We start from the raw sequence: 14,750 nt of genomic DNA, 5'->3' as shown, positions 1-14,750 counted from the left end.
AGGATTCGGAAATCTTAGCGTATTCCGCCAATCTCTGGTGTGTACGGAATGAAAAACGCCAGAAATCGCTCTGCATGTAGCGGCAAGATAGAGCCTCTTTCACGCGAGGCAAACATGATTTCCGCCCACCTGCTGTTGATGTTCATCGTCGCCCTGATTATTGTCTGCGCGCTGCCCGGCGCCGACATGGCGCTCGTGATGCAGACCAGCATGAGCCGCGGCACGCGCAGCGGCTTCGCGGCGGCCTGCGGCCTCGCGCTCGCACGCGCGACCCACGTGACGCTTTCCGCCTGCGGCCTCGCGGCCTTGCTGCGCAACGCGCCGTGGCTTTATGAAGTGGTGCGCTACGTGGGCGCGGCGTATCTCACATGGATCGCCGTGCAGATCTTCCGCGCGCCGGCGTTCGCCATGCCGGAACAGGAAGGGGTGGCCGTGGCGCGGCCGCGCCGTGCCGATTTCACCAAGGGGTTGCTAACGAACCTGCTGAACCCGAAGGCGCTGCTGTTCTGCTCGGTGTTGCTGCCGCAGTTCATCCGGCCGGAGGCGGGCTCGGTCTGGCTGCAGGTTTCGGTGCTGGGCGTGTTGCTGGTGGCCGTATGTGCGCTCTTCGACGTGATCTACGTGCTGGGCGCCGCGCGCATCGCCGTATGGCTGCGCCGCCATCCGCTCGCGCAAACGGTCCAGAAGTGGGCGTTCTCGTCCGCGTTGATCGGCTTCGCGCTGCGGCTCTCGCTCGATTGATGCTTCTGGCGTGCAGGACGGTCGTGTGAAGGCGTGCGGCGCGCAAGGCGCCGCACGCTTTTTTATGGCTCGCGTTTTAGCGCCGCGCGTTAGCGCGCGCCCAGGTAGTCGAGCTTGCCCAGCTCCACGCCGTTGTGGCGCAGGATGTCGTAGGCCGTGGTGACATGGAAGAAGAAGTTGGGCAGCACGAAGCCCAGCAGATAGCTCTGGCCCGTGAATTCGATCGGACCGGTGCGCATTTTAAGCGTGATGCTGCGCGCTTCCGTGCCGTCGATCTGCTCCGGCTTGAACGTATTCAGATAGTCGATGGTCTTCTGGATACGCGCGTGCAACTCGTCGAACGTGACTTCGACATCTTCGAACTTCGGGGGCTCCACACCGGCGAGGCGCGCGGCGCAGCCCTTTGCCGTGTCGGTGGCGATGTAGATCTGGCGCGTGAGCGGCAGCATGTCGGGGAAGAGCCGTGCGCCCGTCAGCACGGAGGGGTCGATCTGCTTTTCCGCCGCGTGTGCCTGCGCCTTGCCGATGATGTTCTGCAGATTGGTGAGGCCGCGCACGAGCACGGGCACCGATGCTTGATACATGGAAATGGACATGGGGTTTCCTCGTTTCTTCGAATGCGCGCGATGCGCTCCGCTTTGGAGCTGACCGGGCGGCCCATTATGCGCTATCGCGTCGCGTGCTGCCATCGGCCTAACGGCCAGGGCATCTTCGCCGGTCGCATAGATTACCTGGGATTACAGATCAAAAATTTCTTGTGAAGCGTTGAGTTTGCGAGCGCTCGCGGGGAGGGCGTGCGAGCCGTCGCGCGACGCGCGACACTGCGCGCCTCTTTGCCGATGTGCGCAATTGCCCCGATAAATATTGATTGTGGTCTAATAACCCCGGACCAACCATCCTTTCCGCATCGTGCAGCACGATGCGCTCAACCATGAACGCAGAAAAGGCAGCAATACGCCGCATCGCGCGCCGCATGGCAGAAGGCATTGTTTGTCGCACTGGCGCGCCGCAGTGGCGCACTCGAGTGCTGCGCATTACGCTGCTGGCGCTCGCAACGGGCAGCGTGGCGCAGGGCGCATTCGCGCAAGATCCACGGCTTCTCGATACACGTGTCACGCAAGAGTCGGTGACTGACACGATCTGCCGCCCGGGCTATGCTGACACCGTGGCGCCGCCGTTCGACCAGACCATGGCGCTGAAGGACCGCATGCTCGCCGCGCGCGGCATCGACGCCGACGACGGCGTGGGCTACGCGCTCGACCGGCATGTGCCGATCGTCCTTGGCGGGTCACCGGACGCCACGGCCAATTTCGACCTGATTCCGTGGGGCGGCCATACCGGCGAGCGGCGCAAGTCGCTGCTGACCGTACGCCTGAAGCGTTGCGTGTGCGCGGGGCGCATGACGCTCGCCGAGGCGCAGGCTGCAATCACCGGCAACTGGGTGCACCAGTACGATCGCCTCACCCGCATGGACTGCGGCGGATCCGCCGACGACACGACCTCGGCGAGCCGCGACGACGGGTCCTGAAGCGCCAAACCGGTTCGCGATCAGCGCCTCCTCGGGCACGCTGATTGCGAACCGGGTCGGGCGTGCGCGGTGGGCAATCCGTTGCTCGTCCGCTGCCAGACAATATGCCGCAGCACACCGCTCAGCAAATGCGACTATGCTGACATTCATCAACAAAAAAGGGAGTCACAACAATGCTTACTTCCAGCCTTTTGCTGCTTGGCGTCGCTGCCGTGCTCGGCCAGGTGGCGTGGACCCGTTCGCGCGCTCGCGCGAGCCTGCAGCCCGTACGCGTTCGCGCGTCGCAACCGCGCCGGTTCCGCTGAGCGCGGCACGCCAGGTCCGAAGTTCTCGCGAGGTAGGCCGCCATGCACGTGACCGTCTGGAATGTTCCCGAATCCTGCAGCGAGCAGGACGTGCGCAGTTTTTTCGAGCGCGAACTCGGCAAGTACGCCAAGGGCATTACCGTTTATGACGCGGGCACGCCGAACGCGCACGCGGACCTCGAACTTGACTCCGACCTGCCCTATGTGGCCGACGCCGTGGCGCACGAACTTCAATCCCGCCGCCTCGCAGGCGTCGCGCTAAAGGTGAGCGCGCCGCCGTTCGAAGACGACGAGCCGCCGAAACACCCACGCAACTGATCGCCCCCGCAACTGAGCTTCAGCGCGCCTCGTACGGCGTGTAGGGCAGCGAGCGCTTGTGGCGCGTCGCCTCGTAGAAGCGAAAGATCGTCTCGTACGCGTGTTCGCTCACCGGCTTGCCTTCCAGAAAGTCATCGATCTCGTCATAGCCGATCCCGTAGGCGTCTTCGTCAGGATGCAGCGGGCGCAACGTTTCCAGATCCGCAGTGGGCGTTTTGTCCACCAGCGTGGCCGGTGCGCCGAGCAAACGCGCGAGCGCACGCACGCGTCGCTTGTTCAGGCCCGCGAGCGGCAGCACGTCAGCGCCGCCGTCGCCGAACTTCGTGAAAAAGCCCATCAACGATTCCGCCGCGTGATCCGTGCCGATCACGAGTCCCGCGCGCGCGCCTGCCACCGCGTACTGCGCGATCATCCGCTCGCGTGCCTTGATGTTGCCGTGAACCTTGTCCTGCGCGCTCTCGTCGGCGAACGCGAGACCGCTCGCCGCGAGCGAGGCGAGCATCGCGTCGGCGGCGGGGCGCATGTCGACGGTCAGGGTTTCGTCGGCGGCGACGAAGGCAAGCGCGGCGGCCGCGTCCGCTTCATCGCGTTGCGTGCCGTAGGGCAGACGCATGGCGATGAAGCGTGCCGCCGTCTGGCCCTGCGCACGCAGGCTTTCCACGCTCAGTTGCGCAAGGCGGCCCGCCGTCGCGGAGTCGATGCCGCCGCTGATGCCGAGCACGAACGTCTGCAGTCCGCTCGCTTGAAGGCGCTGCGCGAGAAAACGCACGCGGCGCCCGATTTCGGCTTGCGCGTCGAAATGCTCCGCGACGTCCAGTTCGGCGATGATGCGTTGCTGGCGGGCGAGGCGGTCGGCTTCGGCATTGGTGTCCGGTTGGGCATCCGGTTTGGCGGCCATGGGCGGTTCCTCAATTGGCTGCGCACGCGACTTGCGCGCGCTGTCTGCGTTGTCTGGTTTAATGTCGGGTCGTCGTGGCGCTGTCAGCGACGCCGCATAGCACGGCGCTCGACGTATCCGACTTCATAGAAGACGCACAATCAGCCGGACTCACGATGAACGACGAATTTTTGCGGCGCATGGGCGCTCGCTTGCGAGACGGCGTCCGGGGCGACGCCTCGAACCTTCCCCATCATAGAACGCAGTGGTTTGGCGCGCAGGCGCACCGCGCAGTGGTGGCCGCGCTCTGCGCCTCGTTTTGCGTTGTGTGGGCGGCAAGCACGGCTTACGCCGCCGACGGCGTGACGGCCTCCAGCACGCACGTTGCTTCCGGCGCCTTGCATAGCGCGCCGGTGCGGGAAGCGTCGAAGCCTGTCGCTTCGGGCGCATCCGCAGCGTCGGGCGCGTCTGCGGCTCGGCCTGTTGCCCAAGCCGCTTCCGCCGCTTCGGGGCCAGCGCCCGCATTGGCAGCCTCGGGCGCTTCGGGGGCGTCGACCGCGTCTTCTGCTTCCTCGGCTTCCGCCGCGTTAGCTGCATCCGCTCCGCCCGCGCTCGTGCTACCCGTTCACCGGACGCTCACGCCAGAGGAGGCCGCCGAAGAAACCCGCGGTGCGCTCGAAATGCGCAAGCGCTTCGCGCGCGACGTCAACCGGCGTCTGCGTGTGCCGCTCGCCGACCAGCGCGCCTACGGCCAGCGTTTGCAGGCGGCGCTCGAAGAGAAGGACCTCGGCGCGCTGGCGGGCGAGTTCGTCATCCTCGTCGATCGCAGCGCGAATGTGCAGGCGCTCTTCATCTACTTCCGGGCCATGCCCAACGAGCCTTGGCTCATGATTGGCGCGTCGCCGGTCGCGACCGGACGTCCCGGCGAGTTCGACCACTTCCTCACGCCGCTCGGCGTGTTCGAGCACACCCCGCAGAACATGGACTTCCGCGCGGAAGGCACCATGAACCAGAACAACATACGCGGGTACGGCCGGCGCGACATGCGCATCTATGACCTCGGCTGGGTGGACGGCGAACGCGGTTGGGGCAAGGGCGGCTATTCGCAGATGCGCTTCCAGATGCACGCCACCGACCCCGACCGCCTCGAGCCGCTGCTCGGCATCCGCCACTCGAAGGGCTGCGTGCGGATTCCGGCCACACTCAATGCGTTCATCGACCACAACGGGATCATCGACGCCGAATACCAGGCGCTGGTCGACTCGGGCAAGTCGCTATGGGTGCTCCACTCGGATCGCGAGATCACGCCGTGGGCGGGACGCTTTATCGTCGTGGTCGATTCGGAGCGCAAGACGCGCCCGGCGTGGTCGCCCGCGCCAGGCGGCAAGGCGCGCGCGAAGGTGCCGGCCGGCGCCGACACCGCAGACTGAGCGCGCGATCCGGCGGGGGCGCGGCCCCCGCGCACGATTGAAGCGCGCTAGGCGCGCCGCGCAATCAGCACGCCTGCGAGCGCGATGCCGAAGCCCGCTATCTGCATGGGCGTGAGCGTTTCGCCGAACAGCAGCCAGCTTTCGAGCGCCGCGAGCGGCGGCGCGAGAAAGAGCAGCGCCGTGGCGCGGGCGGCGTCGCCGTGGCGCACCATCCACACGAGCAACGTCACGCCCGCGCCGGAAAGCATCGCAATGCCCCACGCCAGCGAGAACCACAGCGTCGGCGTGGCGATCCAGCGCGTCTCGCCGAGCACGAGCGCGAGCACCGCGGCCACAATGGCCGCGCCCAGGTTCTGCACGGCGCTTGCGCTGCGAATGTCGGCTTGCGCGAGCGAGGTCTTCTGGTAAAGCGTGCCCGCCGTGATCGATCCGACCGATACCACCGCGACCACCACCACGAGCAGCGGATTCACGTGAGTGTGGGACGGCGTGGCGGCGGCAGCCGCAGCGGCGTCGGCGATCGCGCCACCGGCCGCGTGCATGGCGGCATACAGCTTCGGGCTCAGCACGAGCACGACGCCTGCGAGGCCGAGCGACATGCCCGACCAGCGCCGCGGCGGCAGGCGCTCGCCGAACATGCGCGCCGCGATGGCGGCCGTCAGGAGCGGCTGGAGCGCGCCGAGGAGCGCCATCACGCCCGCGCTCAAGCCCTGTGCGACCGCCCAGTAGCCCGCGCCCAGATACACGCCTTGCAGCAGCGCGCCAGCGAAGAGATGCTTGCCGATTTCGCGTCCGCGCGGCCAGGGCGCGCGCATCGCCAGCGCGACGATCGCAAACAGCGCTGCCGTGCCGGTGAAGCGCGCCAGCAGGAAGAGGTTGGGATCGGCGTAGGGCGCAATGGCGCGCGCGACGACGAAACCCGTCGACCACAGGACGACGAAAAGGGCAGGGGCAAGAGTGGCGAGCATCGGTGTCGAAAAGGGCGCGCTGGCGCAACGCCTGAGAAACACGAAAGGCCCGGAGTATCGCGCGATGCGCAGGTTGCAGTCTTGTTCAGGACTGCACTCGCTTGGGGGCGTGCCGATCGATGTATCGAATGCAACTAACCGCCTGGCCCGATCGGCAACCGCGAACGCAAACCACGCGTAACCGGACACGCTAGCAGCAACTAGCTTCCAAACAACACCGCCGTCACGCCAATCAAGCCGCCGCAGACCGCGCAGGCGAGCAGCAGTGCGCGCGTGCGCCGATGCTCGCGGCGCCACGCATCGAGCAACGCGGCCTGCTGCGCGGCGTGTCCCGAAGCGCTGCCGTGCCCGGGCTTCGCGTGGTGCTCGAGGAAGCGGAACACCATCTGCGGCACGCGAGGTGCAATTTGTGCGAGGTGTGGCAACTCCTGTGAGAGCCGCCGGATCCAGCCGTGATGACCGAGATCCTGGCGCGCGATGTCGGCGAGCGTGTGACGTGCAATGCCCCACGCATCCACGCCTGGATGAATCGAGCGCGCCAGTTCCTCCGCCTGGCCGAACGCGCGCTGCGCCGCCACGAGTCGCGGTGAGACTTCGCCTCCGAACGGCTGCACGGAATGCAGCAGATGATGGAACAGCGCGCCCGCGCTGCGCTCGTCGGTGTCGCTCGCGAAATGCGCTTCGCTGCGCGTACGCAATTCCGCCTCGATCTGTTCGGTGCGCGCGTGCGTGGGCACGTGGCCCGCCACGTGATGCAGCGTCGCGAGCCGGCCATAGTCCTGTTCGAACAGCGCGGTTGCGCCGTGCACGAAGAATTCGCGCTCTGGTGAGGAAAGGCTCGTCATCAGCGCCGCGCCCGCGAGCACGAGGCGCCCGCGCGTCTGCGGCTCGACGCTCACCGCGACCCGCCTCGCGTCGAGGGCCGCATGAAAGAAGCCGTGTTCGAACGCCTGGCGCGTGACCACTTCGATCAGATGCGCCGCCACCTGCGTGACGTTGATGTGATGCTCGGCAAGCCCGGCGATATCGGTCGCGCGCACGGTGTCGATGTGCTGCACCGCGAGCGTCTGCGGGGTGCAGAGGTCCCAGATCACGTCGGGCACGACGATACGCGGGTCGTCGCCGAGCTGGTGGCCGCTCTGGCTCAGGTTCGCGGCCTGGGCGCGCAGATCGAAGCGCCGCTGCAGATCCTCGCGCAGCGCCTGCGCGAGCGCGTGCAGCTGCAGCTTGCGCGCGGCGCGCGAAAAGCGCTCGATCCAGCGGGCTACGCCGCACAGGAGCGCGGCGTCATCGTCGACTTCCTGGACCTGTTTCGTGCGCAGCACGCGTAGCGTGATGGTCTGGTGGCCGTTCACCGGCAGCGCGAGCCGCGCGAGGTGCGTCTGCTCGCACCAGCCGTTGTGGGCCGGCGCGGGGTCGATCCACGTGAGCACTGTTTCAGGCGGCTTGCCGAGCGCGGCGCGCAGCGTGGTGTTGAGCGCCTCGCCCGCGAGGGGTTCTTCGAAATGCTCGATGGCGTCGATCGCGTCATGCAAGGTCGCGCCCGCGAGTTCGGGGCGCGTGGCGAGCGTTTGCGCGAAGGCCGTGGCGAGCGGGGCGAGACGCGGCAGCGAACCATGCAGGCGCGAGGCGAGACGCGGGTCGCCGTGCAGGCTCGAGGCGAGCGTGAGGAACCAGTGCAGCTTGTGATGCTCCGGCGCTGCGAGCCAGATCAGCCTGAAGCCATAACGCAGTGCACAAAACAGCAGACGCAATTGACGAAGTCGTGAACGCATGAATTCCAATGGTCGGCAAAGCGGGCGTCGCGTGAGCGCGCGGTCTCCACGAGATTAGCAGGGATGCTCGCGGGATGGCAGCGCAGGCTCGTTGCGCGCATGCGTAATACAATACGGCGGCTTTTCCGGATTCGCGTCGGATGCACTTCGAATGCACGCCGGATTCACTTGATTACCCGCGTCTTTATCCACGCACGACCCGCGCCCACCGAGATGCTCGCTGAACAACGTCACCAATACATCCTCTCGCAAGTGAACCGGACGGGGGCGCTTTCCGTGGCGGATCTCGTGCGCGAACTGCGCGTTTCCCGCGAGACGATCCGGCGCGACCTCAACACGCTCGCGGAGCGCGGACTGCTCGTCACGACTCATGGCGGCGCGCTCTCCAGCGACCGCCGCGAGCCCGATCTCGACGTGCGCGAAGCCGCCAACGCGAGCGCCAAGCGCGCGATCGGCGAACGGGCGGCGGAGTTCGTGCCCGACGGCGCCTCGGTCATCATCGATTCGGGCAGCACCACGCATGCGCTCGCGCGTGCGCTCACCGACCGTCATCGGCTCACGGTCTACACCAACGACTGGCGCATTGCGCTCCTGCTCGGCCGCCGCAACGAGAACCGCGTCACGCTGCTCGGCGGCGAGCTGTCCGATCACGAGGAAGCGACCTTCGGTCTCGACACCGTTCAGCAGCTCGCCCAGTACCACGCCGATTTCGCGTTCGTCGGCGCGGGCGGCATCACCGCCGACGGCTGGCTCACCGATTACTCGCGCATGGTCGCCGAGGTGCGCAGCCGCATGCTGGCGGCCACGGCCTGCGCGATCGTCGTCGCCGACCATTCGAAGTTCGGGCGCGTGACGCCCGTGCGCATCAACGGCTTCGAGCAGGCGCGCTACGTCATCACCGAGCTGGCGCCCGAAAAGAGCGTCGCTCGCGCCATCACGGCGCGCGGGCCCGAACTCGTCATCGCCTGAGTTTTCTTGCGGCGCCGCGCGCGCCGCGTTTGTTTTTGCACATGTAGACAAAGCCTATGCCAGCCACCAACGCGCGAGCGGCGGAATCTGCTCGGCTATGTGGCTTGTCGAATATTGGCGAATTGTGGAATTTTTTGACAAACGCCACAATCGTCATGCGCGTGTCATCAAAACCTGTGATTCTTGCGGGGCCCGTCCAGATGGGCCGGTCAGCGAGGCGAGCGGCAACGCCAAGCCTTCGCCAGGCCAGCTGGTTCAGGTGGAAAGTGTCGGATTGTAGACAATCTGCAATCCGCGACGCGAGACCACCGGGAGGCGGGCAATGACAGGCGGCGCAGTCCGCCGAAGTTCGGATTGTTCAGCTCAGTTCGATCCATTCAATCACAAACGCATCGGGTATCCCGAGCATCTGGTTTTGCCTTCGGAGAGTGACATGAACCACACGAATTCCCATCGCGCGGGTTTTGCACGCAAGCTGTTGCCGATCGCGGCCGCCGCGGCGCTGCTGGGCGCAGCCGCGAGCGCGCACGCCGCCGACGCCGTCGTGCTGTACACGGCCGACGGCCTCGAAAATCTCTACAAGGACGTGCTGCCGGCCTTCGAAAAGAAGGAAGGCGTGAAGGTCAACATCGTGACGGCGGGCAGCGGCGAAGTGGTGAACCGCGCGAACGTCGAGAAGGACTCGCCGAAGGCCGACGTGATCGTCACGCTGCCGCCGTTCATCCAGACGGCGCAGCAAAGCGGCCTGCTGCAGCCGTACCAGAGCGTGAACTACAAGAACGTGCCGGCGATCGCGAAGGCGACGGACGGTTCGTGGGCCACATTCGTGAACAACTACTTCTCGTTCGCGATCAATCCCGATGTCGTGAAGAACGAGCCCAAGACGTTTGCTGACCTGCTGCACCCGGACTACTCGGGCAAGGTCGCGTACTCGAACCCGGCCACGGCTGGCGACGGCATGGCCGTGATCATCCTCACGACCTCGCTGATGGGCGAAGACAAGGCGTTCGACTACCTCAAGAAGCTCGAACAGAGCGCGAAGTTCCACACCAAGGGCACGGGCTACCTCGACGTGCTGCTCTCGCGCAACGAAATCTCAGTGGCCAACGGCGACCTGCAGATGGATCTCGACGACGCAGCCAACGGCGGCCTCTCGCTCAAGCCGATCTTCCTCGCGGCCGACGCTGGCGGTCATCCCACGACGTTCCAGCTGCCGTACGCCATCGGCCTGATCAAGAACGGCCCGAACCAGGCGGAAGGCAAGAAGCTGATCGACTACCTGATGTCGACGGAAGTGCAGTCGAAGGTCCCGGACATCTTCGGCATTCCGGGCCGCACGGACGTGCCGCTCACGGGCAAGAACGGCGAAGCGGTCAAGCAGGCCATCAAGGGTGTGAAGCTCATTCCGGTGGACTGGAACCAGGTGATGGCGAAGAAGGCCGACTGGACGGCGCGCTGGAAGAGCGAAGTGATCGGCTCGTCGGACAAGCAGCTCGAAGTCGTGAAGCCGAAGTAAGCAACCGTACTTGCAGGAGATGAACCCGGTGAATACCGCAAGCCTCGCGCCGGCCGGCATGGCCCGCGCGCTGCCGGATGCGTCCGGACTGACTGATGCCACGGACGCGCCCGGCGCCGCGGGCGTGCAGATCGACCACCTGAGCGTGCGCTTCGGCGCGCGCACTGTCCTCGACGATCTGTCGCTCACGATCCGCCGCGGCGAACTGCTGACCGTGCTGGGCCGCAGCGGCTGCGGCAAGACGACCTTGCTGCGTTTCATCGCCGGGTTCATCGAAGCCGATGGACTCGCGGGCTCGCTCACCGTGGCGGGCCGCGACCTGACCCATGTGCCGCCGCATCAGCGCAACCTGGGTCTGCTGTTCCAGAGCTATGCGCTCTTTCCGCATCTCTCGGTGTTCGAGAACGTCGCGTTCGGCTTGAAGGCGCGCCGCGTGCCGTCGCGCGACATCGCGCGCCGCGTGGCTGAGGCCCTCAAGCTCGTGCAGCTCGGCGACGCGGGGCACATCATGCCCGCGCAGCTCTCGGGCGGCATGCAGCAGCGCGTGGCGCTCGCGCGAGCGCTCGTGATCGAGCCGGACGTGCTCCTGCTCGACGAACCGCTCTCGGCGCTCGACGCCAATCTGCGTGCTTCGGTGCGCTCCGAATTGAAGGCGCTGCACGAGCGCTTGCCCGATCTGACGATCGTGTGCGTAACGCACGATCAGGACGACGCGCTCGTGCTCTCCGACCGCACGCTCTTGATGCGCGATGGTCACATCGCGCAGCTCGGCACGCCGCAGGAACTCTACGACACGCCCAACGACGCTTACGTGGCGCGTTATCTCGGCGCGGCGAACCTGCTGCCGCCGAACGTCGCGTTCCCGGTGGGTGACGCGCGCCACGGCGTGCGCGACAAGCTCGCGTGCCTGCGGCCTGAAAGCCTGCGCGTCGTGCCGCTCGGCGAAGGCTCGCTGCACGGCACGATCGAATCGGTCGAATGGTATGGCTCCGTGCTTTCGGTGCCGGTGCTGCTCGACGCGATGCCGAACGAACCGGTGCTCGTCACCATGCAGCGCGGCCACGGCATGACGCCGGCGAAAGGCATGCGTGTGTCCCTGCGTTACGAGGCTGACGATGTCGTCCTTATCAACCCCTGATTCCTCCCTGGCGCTGCCCGGCGCCGAAGCGCACGCGGCCGCCGTGCGCCGCCGCGAACGGCGCGCGCAATGGCATATCGCGTTTCTGCTCGTGTTCGTGCTCGGGCCGCTCGTCGTCTATCCGCTCGTGCGCCTCGTGCTGCTGAGTCTTTCGGGCGCGCACGGCCTGAGCTTCCACGCGTACGAGACGTTCTTCGGCAATCCCGATTCGCGCGGCGTGATCGCCACGACCTTGTGGATTCTGTTTCTGAGTGCCGGTCTCGCTTCCGTGCTTGGTGTCGCACTTGCGGCGCTGCTGTTCTTCAAGCCATTTCCGGGCGCAGGGCTCGTCACGCGCTTTCTGGAACTGTTCGTGGCGTTCCCGTCGTTTCTCGTCGCCTTCACGCTGATCTTTCTGTATGGCTCGCAGGGCTCCGTAAGCATCGGACTGCAGCGGCTCTTTCATTTGCAGGCGCCGCCGCTCGACTTCCTGTTCGGCATCGGCGGGGTCGTGCTCGCCGAAGTGGTGTTTTACGCGCCATTTGTCGTGCGCCCGACGCTCGCTGCGTTCGCGCTGCTCGACATGCGCCTGATCGAAGCCGCACGCAGTCTCGGCGCGAACACACGGATGGTCGCCCTGCGCGTGATCCTGCCGCTCGCGTGGCCGGGCATCGCCGCGGGCACGATCCTGTGTTTCCTGCTGACGTTCAACGAGTTCGGCATTTTGCTCGTGCTCGGCAGCGCGCACCTCATCACGCTGCCGGTGGCGATCTACAGCTCGGCCACGGTCGATCTCGATCTGCCGACGGCCGCGGCTGGCGCCGTGGTCATGCTTGCCATGTCGCTTTCCCTGTATGCGCTGTATCGGCGCGTGAATCGCCGCAGTCATGGAGGCGCGCGCAATGTCAACTAATCCTGCCGCCGGTTCCGAACGCATCGCGCTGCCGCCCAAGCATCTTCGTGCGCGGCCCGTGGAGCGCAGCCTCTTTGCGCGTTTTGCTAGCGCGGCATTGCTTGGCTTCGCGGCGCTGTTGTGCTTCTGGCTCTTCGTGTTGCCGGTGATCGTCGTCGCGTTGTCGAGCGTCGCATCGCACTGGTCGGGCACGATCTTGCCCGATGGCTTCAGCACGCGCTGGTTTGAGCGCCTCGGCTCCTCCGACTTCGATGCGCTCGCAACGAGTCTCGAAATCGGCTTCGGCGTCGCAGTGCTCGGCACGGCGCTCGGGCTGTGGCTCGCACTCGCGCTCGAAGGGCGCGACCGGCGGGGTCTGGGCGCGGTCGTCGACACGCTTGCGATGGTGCCCAACGGCGTGCCGAGCGTGGTGCTTGGCCTCGCGGTGCTGATCGCTTATCACAAGGCACCGGTGGATCTGTCGAGTTCGGCTGCGATCGTCGTGTTCGTGCAGCTCGCACTTGTACTGCCGTTTTGCTATCGATGTGCGGCCGCAGCGCTGCGGCCCGAGCTGACCGTGCTGCGCGAAGCGGCAGCGAGTCTCGGCGCGCCGCCTTCGATGGTGCTGCGCCGCGTGGTGCTGCCGCAACTCGTGCCGGCCATCCGTGCGAGTCTCGCGCTCGGTTTCGCGCTGTCGCTCGGCGAACTGGGCGCAACGCTCACGGTGTATCCGCCGGGCTTTGCGACGGTGCCGATCGTCGTGGTGGGCGCGGTCGAGCGTGGGTACTACCTGCCGGCTTCGGCGCTCTCGCTGGTCCTGTTGCTCGTTTCGCTGGCGGCGCTGCTGCTCATCGCAGCGCGTGCGCCGCGCCGGCGGCCGGACTGAGTGGGTGGATGCCATGCGGTTCCATGCGCCGCAGGCGCGTAACAGACGTGCAAGGCGGGACGTGCAAGATTCGATGACCAATGAGCAGGGGAGTGGCGCTGCGGGCGATATGGGCCGCGATCCTCAGGCGTTGTCCGACACGACGCCGCTTGCGATGGTGCGCCAGCATTCGCTCACGGCGCTGGTGCGCGACGAGATCGAGCGGCGCATCGCGGCAGGCGTGCTGGCGCCCGGCGACAAACTCAATGAAGCCGACTGGGCGGCTCGTCTGGCCGTATCGCGCGGACCCGTGCGCGAGGCGTTCCGCGCGCTCGAGCAGGCGGGCCTCGTGCGCAACGAGAAGCATCGTGGCGTGTTCGTGCGCAGCGTTGGCGCGGCGGAGGCCCAGGAGTTGGGTGAGGTGTGCGCGGCATTGCGCGAAGCGGCGTGCCGGATGCTCGCGCCGCGCATCGACGCGGCGCAGGTCGCCGAGTTGCGCGAGCACCTGAACGCGATGCGGGACGCGGTGGTCGCCGAGAAGGCGGAGGCCTTCCTGCAAGCGCGCGACGCGTTTCGCGGGTCGCTCGTCACGGCGGCTGGCAACGCCAGGTTGCGCGAGACCTATGAGCGCACCGTGAGCGAATTGCGGCTCTCGTTGCAGTGTGCCGCGCCGGCGCACAGCGCAATGGACGCATCGTACGCGGGGCATCGGGCGCTGTTGAGCGCGCTCGCCTCGCGCGCCGCCGATGAATCGGCCAATCGCATGCGCGAATCCTGTGGCGACTGAGCGCGGCAGGAACGATGAGTGGCGGCCCGGTGCGGGCCGTCGCCGCATTCACATAGTTGAGGAGTAGAAGATGGCACTGAGCCTCGCGGACATTCGTGGGCTGTTCGAGACGTACGGCGCGCTGGCCTATAGCGGCGAGCCGGTCACGCAACTCGAGCACGCGCTGCAAAGCGGCGCGCTGGCGGAAGAAGACGGGGCGAGCGAAGAGCTGACCGCGGCGGCCTTCCTGCACGATCTGGGTCACCTGCTCAATCGTCAGGGCGAAACGCCGACCGAACGCGGCATCGACGATCTGCACCAGTACTATGCGCTGCCGTTCCTGCGGCCCGTGTTGCCAGATAGCGTGCTGGAGCCGATCCGCCTGCACGTCGATGCGAAGCGCTATCTTTGCGCAGTCGATGAAGCGTATTTCGGCTGCCTCTCGGCAGATTCGGTGCGCAGCCTCGAATTGCAGGGCGGCATCTTCAGTGCAGATGAGGCGCGCGATTTCGCTGCGCGCCCTCACGCGGAGGACGCGGTGCGCCTGCGCCGCTGGGACGATCTCGCGAAGGTGGCCGGCAAACCGACGCCGGGCCTCGACCACTATCTGCAGCTCGTCGAACGCGTCATGCAACGCCACGTTTGAGGCGATTGCACTTACGCGTTTCTCCGGATTTCACGAG

General features: G+C 66.5%; 15 protein-coding genes. 11 read left to right on the top strand and 4 right to left on the bottom strand.

Annotation, left to right across the window (positions count from 1 at the left end; genetic code table 11):
• Window positions 1-114: 114 nt before the first annotated feature.
• Window positions 115-741 carry a LysE family translocator gene (locus U5A52_RS34500; protein WP_201697519.1) on the top strand — a complete coding sequence of 209 codons (627 nt, stop codon included), beginning with the start codon at window positions 115-117 and terminating at the stop codon, window positions 739-741.
• Between the two features lie 89 nt (window positions 742-830).
• Here the strand turns inward: U5A52_RS34500 and U5A52_RS34495 are convergent, their stop codons facing one another.
• Entirely contained in the window at window positions 831-1,337 is a 507-nt protein-coding gene (locus U5A52_RS34495) for a DUF1993 family protein (protein ID WP_158759413.1), read from the bottom strand.
• A gap of 335 nt (window positions 1,338-1,672) precedes the next feature.
• Between U5A52_RS34495 and U5A52_RS34490 the strand changes: the two genes are divergently transcribed.
• Complete coding sequence (locus tag U5A52_RS34490) at window positions 1,673-2,269, top strand: hypothetical protein (RefSeq protein ID WP_321916014.1); 597 nt, start codon at window positions 1,673-1,675, stop codon at window positions 2,267-2,269.
• 347 nt (window positions 2,270-2,616) lie between these two features.
• A complete protein-coding gene (locus tag U5A52_RS34485; protein ID WP_321916012.1) occupies window positions 2,617-2,892 on the top strand; it encodes an RNA-binding protein in 276 nt (91 codons plus the stop codon).
• A 19-nt stretch (window positions 2,893-2,911) separates the two neighbouring features.
• On the opposite strand, the gene nadE is transcribed toward U5A52_RS34485, so the two are convergent.
• The gene (gene nadE / locus U5A52_RS34480; protein ID WP_321916011.1) at window positions 2,912-3,790 is read right to left on the bottom strand and encodes an ammonia-dependent NAD(+) synthetase; all 879 of its coding nucleotides are present in this window, start codon (window positions 3,788-3,790) and stop codon (window positions 2,912-2,914) included.
• A gap of 179 nt (window positions 3,791-3,969) precedes the next feature.
• On the opposite strand from nadE, the gene U5A52_RS34475 reads away from it, so the two are divergent.
• Window positions 3,970-5,199, top strand: a complete 1,230-nt coding sequence (locus tag U5A52_RS34475; protein WP_415764692.1) for a L,D-transpeptidase — start codon at window positions 3,970-3,972, stop codon at window positions 5,197-5,199.
• Window positions 5,200-5,246: 47 nt separating this feature from the next.
• On the opposite strand, the gene U5A52_RS34470 is transcribed toward U5A52_RS34475, so the two are convergent.
• Both U5A52_RS34470 and U5A52_RS34465 read right to left on the bottom strand, forming a co-directional pair.
• Entirely contained in the window at window positions 5,247-6,167 is a 921-nt protein-coding gene (locus tag U5A52_RS34470; protein ID WP_321938449.1) for a DMT family transporter, read from the bottom strand.
• Between the two features lie 200 nt (window positions 6,168-6,367).
• A complete protein-coding gene (locus tag U5A52_RS34465; protein ID WP_321938448.1) occupies window positions 6,368-7,942 on the bottom strand; it encodes an ABC1 kinase family protein in 1,575 nt (524 codons plus the stop codon).
• A 213-nt stretch (window positions 7,943-8,155) separates the two neighbouring features.
• Here U5A52_RS34465 and U5A52_RS34460 point away from each other — a divergent pair, with 213 nt between their 5' ends.
• The 7 genes from U5A52_RS34460 (at window position 8,156) to U5A52_RS34430 (ending at window position 14,713) form a co-directional block, all read left to right on the top strand.
• Window positions 8,156-8,911 (top strand): DeoR/GlpR family DNA-binding transcription regulator, encoded by a 756-nt coding sequence (locus tag U5A52_RS34460; RefSeq protein WP_028202504.1) that lies wholly within the window; start codon window positions 8,156-8,158, stop codon window positions 8,909-8,911.
• 433 nt (window positions 8,912-9,344) lie between these two features.
• The gene (gene phnS / locus U5A52_RS34455; protein WP_321938446.1) at window positions 9,345-10,427 is read left to right on the top strand and encodes a 2-aminoethylphosphonate ABC transporter substrate-binding protein; all 1,083 of its coding nucleotides are present in this window, start codon (window positions 9,345-9,347) and stop codon (window positions 10,425-10,427) included.
• Between the two features lie 28 nt (window positions 10,428-10,455).
• Window positions 10,456-11,565, top strand: a complete 1,110-nt coding sequence (gene phnT, locus U5A52_RS34450; protein WP_415764330.1) for a 2-aminoethylphosphonate ABC transport system ATP-binding subunit PhnT — start codon at window positions 10,456-10,458, stop codon at window positions 11,563-11,565.
• Window positions 11,543-12,457 (top strand): 2-aminoethylphosphonate ABC transporter permease subunit, encoded by a 915-nt coding sequence (locus U5A52_RS34445; RefSeq protein WP_321916006.1) that lies wholly within the window; start codon window positions 11,543-11,545, stop codon window positions 12,455-12,457. The genes phnT and U5A52_RS34445 overlap by 23 nt, the downstream gene beginning before the upstream one ends.
• Entirely contained in the window at window positions 12,447-13,322 is an 876-nt protein-coding gene (gene phnV, locus U5A52_RS34440; RefSeq protein WP_321938445.1) for a 2-aminoethylphosphonate ABC transport system, membrane component PhnV, read from the top strand. Before U5A52_RS34445 ends, phnV begins: the two co-directional genes overlap by 11 nt.
• Window positions 13,323-13,431: 109 nt before the next feature.
• Window positions 13,432-14,088, top strand: coding sequence for a GntR family transcriptional regulator (locus U5A52_RS34435; RefSeq protein WP_321938511.1), 657 nt, complete (start codon window positions 13,432-13,434; stop codon window positions 14,086-14,088).
• Window positions 14,089-14,158: 70 nt separating this feature from the next.
• Window positions 14,159-14,713, top strand: coding sequence for a phosphonate degradation HD-domain oxygenase (locus U5A52_RS34430; protein ID WP_321916004.1), 555 nt, complete (start codon window positions 14,159-14,161; stop codon window positions 14,711-14,713).
• Window positions 14,714-14,750 lie beyond the last annotated feature (37 nt).

This window comes from Paraburkholderia sp. J8-2 (assembly GCF_905220195.1).
GTDB lineage: Bacteria > Pseudomonadota > Gammaproteobacteria > Burkholderiales > Burkholderiaceae > Paraburkholderia.
Note: the sequence above shows the minus strand (reverse complement) of the source record. Positions and strands in the feature narration are given on the sequence as shown.

Excerpts from the sequence above, each read along its gene's own strand:
- U5A52_RS34500 (WP_201697519.1), top strand. The coding sequence starts at position 115 with ATGATTTCCGCCCACCTGCTGTTGATGTTCATCGTCGCCCTGATTATT.
- U5A52_RS34495 (WP_158759413.1), bottom strand. The coding sequence starts at position 1,337 with ATGTCCATTTCCATGTATCAAGCATCGGTGCCCGTGCTCGTGCGCGGC.
- U5A52_RS34490 (WP_321916014.1), top strand. The coding sequence starts at position 1,673 with ATGAACGCAGAAAAGGCAGCAATACGCCGCATCGCGCGCCGCATGGCA.
- U5A52_RS34485 (WP_321916012.1), top strand. The coding sequence starts at position 2,617 with ATGCACGTGACCGTCTGGAATGTTCCCGAATCCTGCAGCGAGCAGGAC.
- nadE (WP_321916011.1), bottom strand. The coding sequence starts at position 3,790 with ATGGCCGCCAAACCGGATGCCCAACCGGACACCAATGCCGAAGCCGAC.
- U5A52_RS34475 (WP_415764692.1), top strand. The coding sequence starts at position 3,970 with ATGGGCGCTCGCTTGCGAGACGGCGTCCGGGGCGACGCCTCGAACCTT.
- U5A52_RS34470 (WP_321938449.1), bottom strand. The coding sequence starts at position 6,167 with ATGCTCGCCACTCTTGCCCCTGCCCTTTTCGTCGTCCTGTGGTCGACG.
- U5A52_RS34465 (WP_321938448.1), bottom strand. The coding sequence starts at position 7,942 with ATGCGTTCACGACTTCGTCAATTGCGTCTGCTGTTTTGTGCACTGCGT.
- U5A52_RS34460 (WP_028202504.1), top strand. The coding sequence starts at position 8,156 with ATGCTCGCTGAACAACGTCACCAATACATCCTCTCGCAAGTGAACCGG.
- phnS (WP_321938446.1), top strand. The coding sequence starts at position 9,345 with ATGAACCACACGAATTCCCATCGCGCGGGTTTTGCACGCAAGCTGTTG.
- U5A52_RS34445 (WP_321916006.1), top strand. The coding sequence starts at position 11,543 with ATGTCGTCCTTATCAACCCCTGATTCCTCCCTGGCGCTGCCCGGCGCC.
- phnV (WP_321938445.1), top strand. The coding sequence starts at position 12,447 with ATGTCAACTAATCCTGCCGCCGGTTCCGAACGCATCGCGCTGCCGCCC.
- U5A52_RS34435 (WP_321938511.1), top strand. The coding sequence starts at position 13,432 with ATGGGCCGCGATCCTCAGGCGTTGTCCGACACGACGCCGCTTGCGATG.
- U5A52_RS34430 (WP_321916004.1), top strand. The coding sequence starts at position 14,159 with ATGGCACTGAGCCTCGCGGACATTCGTGGGCTGTTCGAGACGTACGGC.